This window comes from Thermogemmatispora sp. (genome assembly GCF_019683755.1).
GTDB lineage: Bacteria > Chloroflexota > Ktedonobacteria > Ktedonobacterales > Ktedonobacteraceae > Thermogemmatispora.
On the sequence record NZ_JADGHT010000283.1, the window covers coordinates 1 to 6,107 of the forward strand.

3 protein-coding genes are annotated in these 6,107 nt (G+C 58.9%); 1 reads left to right on the top strand and 2 read right to left on the bottom strand.

Features of this window, described 5'->3' with window-relative positions:
* Nucleotides 1-1,075: 1,075 nt before the first annotated feature.
* Nucleotides 1,076-2,038, top strand: coding sequence for a TIGR03560 family F420-dependent LLM class oxidoreductase (locus tag IRZ24_RS15530; protein ID WP_297165897.1), 963 nt, complete (start codon nt 1,076-1,078; stop codon nt 2,036-2,038).
* A gap of 84 nt (nt 2,039-2,122) precedes the next feature.
* Here the strand turns inward: IRZ24_RS15530 and ppc are convergent, their stop codons facing one another.
* Both ppc and IRZ24_RS15540 read right to left on the bottom strand, forming a co-directional pair.
* On the bottom strand, nt 2,123-5,053 hold the full coding sequence (gene ppc, locus IRZ24_RS15535) for a phosphoenolpyruvate carboxylase (RefSeq protein WP_297165899.1): 2,931 nt from the start codon (nt 5,051-5,053) through the stop codon (nt 2,123-2,125).
* A 575-nt stretch (nt 5,054-5,628) separates the two neighbouring features.
* Nucleotides 5,629-6,107, bottom strand: a 479-nt coding sequence (locus IRZ24_RS15540; RefSeq protein WP_297165901.1) for a carbohydrate binding domain-containing protein, incomplete at its 5' end; no start/stop codon positions are given.

The window sequence follows — 6,107 nt, forward strand, 5'->3', positions numbered from 1 at the left end:
GGCCAGGGATGCGCGCTGGCAATGCAGCCCAGGCATGCGCTGTCAGATAAATGCTCAAGGCAATACTGGCCAGGGCAACAACCTCTATCCCTATTTCGAGGGGAGAAAGTGGTGAACGCATCGCAGGACGCCGTTTTCTCTCGTGCATAGGGAACTCCAACTTTGGAAACGTTCAACCTCAGCGGAATAGGCTGTTTTTTTACATTTCTCGCGCTGCTCTCTCAGAGCCTTCTTCAGCTAAGACGAGTGCATAGCCGAAACGATAGATTCTGCACAAAGAGACCTGCAGGATGCCACTTTAAATCTGATATTATCGATATGCCGCTCCAGATTTTTATCTGCACAGCGGCCTTTAGATGGTTTGGAAAAATCCCTGTGAGCAGGCGAAGATCTTCCACATTCTCATGTGTGAGCAGAGTACCGAGTAAAAGATCATCTGTCGCGATGAACCTTCACAGAGCGCAAGGGCTTCCTCATCAGCTCAGGCCCTCAGCCCGGGGGGACGAAGCTCTCCTTGTGCTGCTTGAGCCGTTGAACAGCGCCACACTGCCTGCTCGTTGCCAGGAGGAGTCCGCGGCAACGCTCTTTCGGTGCCTATGGACCTGTGTCTACGAGGCAATGGACGAAGACGACAGCGAAGCACCTTGCAGGAAGGAAGGTCAGGTCATCAGAGCCTTGCTGACAGCGCCGCACGGTCTGTTCTGGATCGGCATCGCTCGCCCCTGCATGCTGCTTTCGGAAGCGGCCAGGAGTCCGCAGTCTGGCATGAGATACCGCTTTACAGCACTTCCTTCGAAACTGCACCTTGCTCTTGCTCAGAGCCGACCTGGCGACTGCTCCGCTCATTTGGCGTAATCCACATATCAACTCTAAAAATACCATGTGCGTAGCGGCGGAGTCAACCCCAGCGAGCAGGGATGCTGGCAGCACAGCGCCGGTGCTTGTACCCTTGCGGAGCAGTGTGTCATACTGGTAGCGGGCAGGGAAGGGTGCTTATGGCTGTGAGTGAGCGACCCCTGCTGCGAGAGAGACAGCGCACTCAGCTCAGTCAAGAGAGAGGAAGAAGCATTGTACAATGGTTGCTATTTCCATTCAAATTGAGGGACAGACGGGTCTAACCTGGTCCCGCTGGAAACGTCTGGTCGAGGCCGTCGAAAGCCTAGGCTATGCCGGCCTCTTCCGCTCGGACCACTTCACCGATCCCGTGCCGCCCGACCGTGAGGCCCTGGAAACGATTGTCTCCCTAGCTTACGCGGCCGATCACACCCAGCGTGTCCATTTTGGCCCACTTGTCTCGCCAATCTCCTTTCACCATCCCGTAATGTTAACGCGCCAGGCGATCGCCCTCGACGATCTGAGCGGAGGCCGCTTCATCTTCGGAGTCGGGGCTGGCTGGCAGGAGCGAGAACATGCCATGTTCGGGCTTAACCTGGGCGATATGCGCACACGCATGGCACGTTTTGCCGAGGCCCTGGAAGTCATCAGCCTCCTAATGCGCTCCCAGAGGCCAGTGACCTTTCAAGGCCACTTCTACCAGCTCCGAGAAGCGCAGCTCTTGCCCCGTCCGCAGCGCCCTGGGGGGCCGCCCATCATGATCGGCGGAGGCGGACGCAAACGCACTCTGCCCCTGGCGGCGCGCTACGCCGACATCTGGAACGCTGGCTTTCTCACCCCCGAGCAGTTTCGCGAGCTGTCTGCCTTTCTTGACCAACTACTACAAGAGGTAGGGCGCCCATCTGCGAGCGTGCAGCGCACCATGATGACCTCGCTCTTCTTTGGACGTACGCGCGAGGATCTCTATCAGCGTCTTGACTGGTGGCGTCACTATGATCCCAGCTACGCGCCTCTCTCCTCGCAGGAGATCCTGGATCGCGTGCTGGCCCAGAATCGCACCATTGTTGGTACACCCGAGATGGCCATTGCCCAGATCAGGCGCTACGGCGAGGTCGGTGTCCAAGAGCTAATGCTCCAATGGTTCTATCTCGACGACATCGACGGCTTGCGCGACTTCGCCGAGACAGTGCTGCCCTATGTCTAGCTGGCTGAGCCTCAGCAGAAAGGGATGGGGCCGGAGAGACACGGCCCCATCCCCGTACTGGCCTGCAAGCCTGCTTTTTAGCGGCTAGCCGGTATTGCGCAAACCGGCGGCGATCCCATTGATCGTCAGCAGCACAGCATAGGTCAGACGCGCGCGCTCGCGCTCCTGCTCGCCGGCCTCCTGCTGCTCAGCCTTACTCAAGTCCAGCGGTCCGCCCAGAGCACGCAGACGGCGGAGCAAGACCACCTGGAAGTAGCTCAGAGGGTCCACATAAGGATTGCGCAGACGGATCGAGCGCTGCAGCACCGGCGAGTTATCGAGCAGGGCCTTACCCCCCACAATGCGTAGCAGCCAACTACGTGTCCGCTCATACTCCGCCTCGATCTCCGCCGAGATACGCTGACGCAGCTGCTCGTCGGCCACCAGGGTTGCATAATGGCGAGCAATGTGCATGTCTGCCTTTGAGAGCGTCATCTGCAGGTTATCGAGAAAAGCGCGCATAAAAGGCCAGGAGCGATACATCTCCTGTAGCTCACGCAGGCCCTCTGGCTCGGACTCCACAAACTCCTCAATGGCCCCGCCGATACCATACCAGCTTGGCAGCACATAGCGGCTCTGCATCCAGGAGAAGACCCAGGGAATGGCGCGCAGCTCCTCAATATTGCGTCCGCTGGTGCGGCGTACAGGTCGCGAACCGATATTGAGCCAGCCGAGTTCGAGGATCGGAGTTGCCTGTTCAAAGAAAGTCAAGAACTCGCGATCCTCATAGATCAGGCGGCGATAGCGCTGATAAGCGCTCAGCGAAAGCCGGTCCATGATCTGGGCCCAGCGTGGTGGCTCCTCATAACGCTGAGCCTGGGGAAGACTTGACTCAATGACGCCCGTAACCACCAGCTCCATATTGCGCAGGGCGATCTCATGCAGCCCATACTTAAACGAGAGCATCTCCCCCTGTTCTGTGATGCGAATGCGCCCGTTGACCGTGCCTGGTGGCTGACCAAGGATCGCCTCGTAGATCGGACCACCGCCGCGCCCGATAGCTCCGCCGCGTCCATGAAAGATCATGATGCCGATGCCATAGCGCTCCCCCAGAGCAGCTAAGCGTTGTTGAGCCTGATACAGCTCCCAGCCAGAGGTCAACATGCCGCCGTCCTTGCTGCTATCTGAGTAGCCCAGCATAATCTGCTGCTCATTGCCGTGGCTGGCCACCCACTGGCGATAGAGCGGGAAGCGGAAAGCCGTTTCCATAATCTCAGAGCACCCGCGCAGGTCGGCGATTGTCTCAAAGAGCGGCACAATCGGCAGACCGCTGATCCCGGCCTCCTTGCAGAAAAACTGCACCTCCAGAAGATCGCTGAGCGTGCGCGCCATGCTGATGATATAGCAGGTCACCGCGCGCGGACCAAACTCCTCGCGTGCTTGACGAATAGCCTCGAAGGTTCCCAGCACTGTCGCCGTCTCGCGACTCAACTGGAGGCCACGGCGCGGCAAGACGCGCGGATCGCGGAGCAAGCGTTCTAGCAACTGGACGCGCTCCTCTTCAGTCATTTCCAAATAGTCTTTGGCAGGTGAGTCGCCGGCTTCTGCCGCCAGGGTTGTTGCCAGGCCAGTGACGCGCAGCAACTCCGAGAGCGCCTGCGCATGGCGTTCACTGTGCTGGCGCACATCGAGAGCAGCGAAATGGAAGCCAAACAACTCCACCTGGCGGATCAAGCGCGCCAACGCCCCATTGGCCACCTCACGCTCTCCGTCAGCCAGCAGACTGCTGTAGACCAGGCGCAGATCGGCTAACAGCTCTTCGGCATCACGATAAGCCACCGTATGCAGTGAAGCCGAGGCAGCTTCACCCGCTTCCTCAGCCTGAGCTGGAGCTACGGTTGCTAGCGTTGCTCCCAGGCGCTTCCACATAAATGACAGCTTGCGCCGATACGGCTCCAGACGTGTCTGCTCGCCCAGTTCGCGATCATACTCTGGCAGACGAGCGGCATCCTCCTCGATCGAGCGGCGCAGCTCCTCAGTCACCGTGCTGTAATTAATCGACTGCGAATACTCCCGAGCCAGCGTCTCGATTGAGCGGCGATAATGTGTCAGCAGAGTGGCACGCTGTAACCGCAGAGCCTGCAGCAGGGTCTCCGGGCCAACGTTGGGGTTTCCATCCTGATCCCCCCCGATCCATGAGCCGATACGCAAGAAAGGAGGCAGACGTAGATCGAGATCAGGATAGTGCTGTTCAAGCAGCCGCTCAAATTCCTCGTAGAGTTCAGGCAGCGCCTCGTAGATAATCTCGTCGAGATAATAGATGCCCATCTTCACCTCATCCACTGGCTGTGGACGCACATGGCGGACCGCATCGGTGCGCCAGAGCAATGCGATGGTGCTTTCTAGTTCGCGTTGCCGTTGCCAGGGACGCTGAGGCCTAGCAGACAGATGACCGTACTCGCGATCATAGGCGTCGAGCAAATCGGCCACCTGACGCGACTTAATGATGAGCGCGCGGCGCGTGGCCTCAGTCGGATGGGCGGTAAAGACCAGTTCAATCGACAGGCGTTCCAAAAGCGAGCGCAGGGTCTCGCGGTCGACCCCATGCCGATCGAAAAATTGCATCAGGGCCGCGAGCGAACCACGTTGCGGTGTCGGCTCTGGACCGTTCTCATGTTCACGGCGGCGCCGAATGCGGTGATATTGCTCCGCTGTATTGACCAGGTGAAAGTAGATCGTGAAGGCGCGAATCACATCGATCGCCCTACGCAAATCGCAGCCTTCTACGACCCGCATAATCTCGGCGTCCAATGCCTCAATCTCTCGCCTTAACTGCTCTGCCTCCACTCCCTTGGCATAGGTCAACTGCTCGGCATAATCGCGAAGACGCTTACAGCTACGGCGGAGGTGTTCCACAGTCTCAAACACCTCGCTGCCCCCATATTGCTGAATGGCGCGTCCCAGCGCATCGCCGAGCATCCGAATATCGCGGCGCAAGGGAGCATCTTTCTCCTGACGGCGTTCTTGCTCAGACATAGAGAAGCATCCTTTTCCAAATGCTCAGATGCATAGCCCTGCTCTACCAGAGGAAGAGCCGGGCCTGACCGGCTCTCAACGGCTCGGCAGTTGACCGATTGAGCTTCCTACTGTTTCATCGGTTGATACCACAACGCAGCCGTAGCCGTGATCAAATGGTCCAGGTAAGATGAGCCAGGGGAACACAGATAATGGCCCCAGGCCTCAGCACCTGCGGGAGCTCCTGGGCAGGAAGACAAGCGCACCATCAATGTTGCAACAACTCTCGTCAGCGGTGGGTCAACGGTCCTTGTGGAAGGCTCATCATTGCGCCGTCAATAGCAATTGTAGCACATCACCGCACCACTAGCCCTGGTTTTGCAAGCTAGAACCGATCAGCTTGCCATCCTCTTTGCCGCCAGCTCGGAGGTGAGACTTAGCAGGAGTAACCTGGGACGAAAAGACCTGCAGCCAGCCGGGCCCAGAGCGCGCGCCCTAAGTAGGTACGCGTCTCAGAGCCTCTGATGCTGGCTACAGGTCACGGCGAAGACCAGGCCTTCCCTCAGCCGAGACCAGGGGCGACCCGCTGACCAACCTTAGCGCAGCGAGACATCATCAACATAGACCGCTCCTTGTGCGTACCAACCATGAACATAGATCGTCACGCTGGTAGTCGAAGGACCGGTAGTAAACGACACCGTTAGCTGCGTATAGCTCGTGCTACTGGTCCAATTGCTGGCACCGCCACTGATCCCAAGGTAGGCATAGGGACCGTCTACATAGGCGCTCAAGGTATACGTATGATTGGGCTGCACGCTGATCGTCTGTGTACACTGGCCGGTCGTTGAGTTGCTTGGCGCGAGCTGCAAAGCGTAGGAACCGCTGTGGACTGGCGAAGTCACCACGCGATCACCGGCGTCACAGCTCCAGGGCGAAAGCGCGCCACTCTCAAAGCCGGGATTGGCCACCAGATTGCCCCCTGGCGGGGTAGGCGAAGGCGTCACCGTCGGGGGTGGAGTCTGGCCAGGGGTGGGTGTCGGCGTCGCCGGCTGCGCCGTCGGGGTAGGTGTAGGAC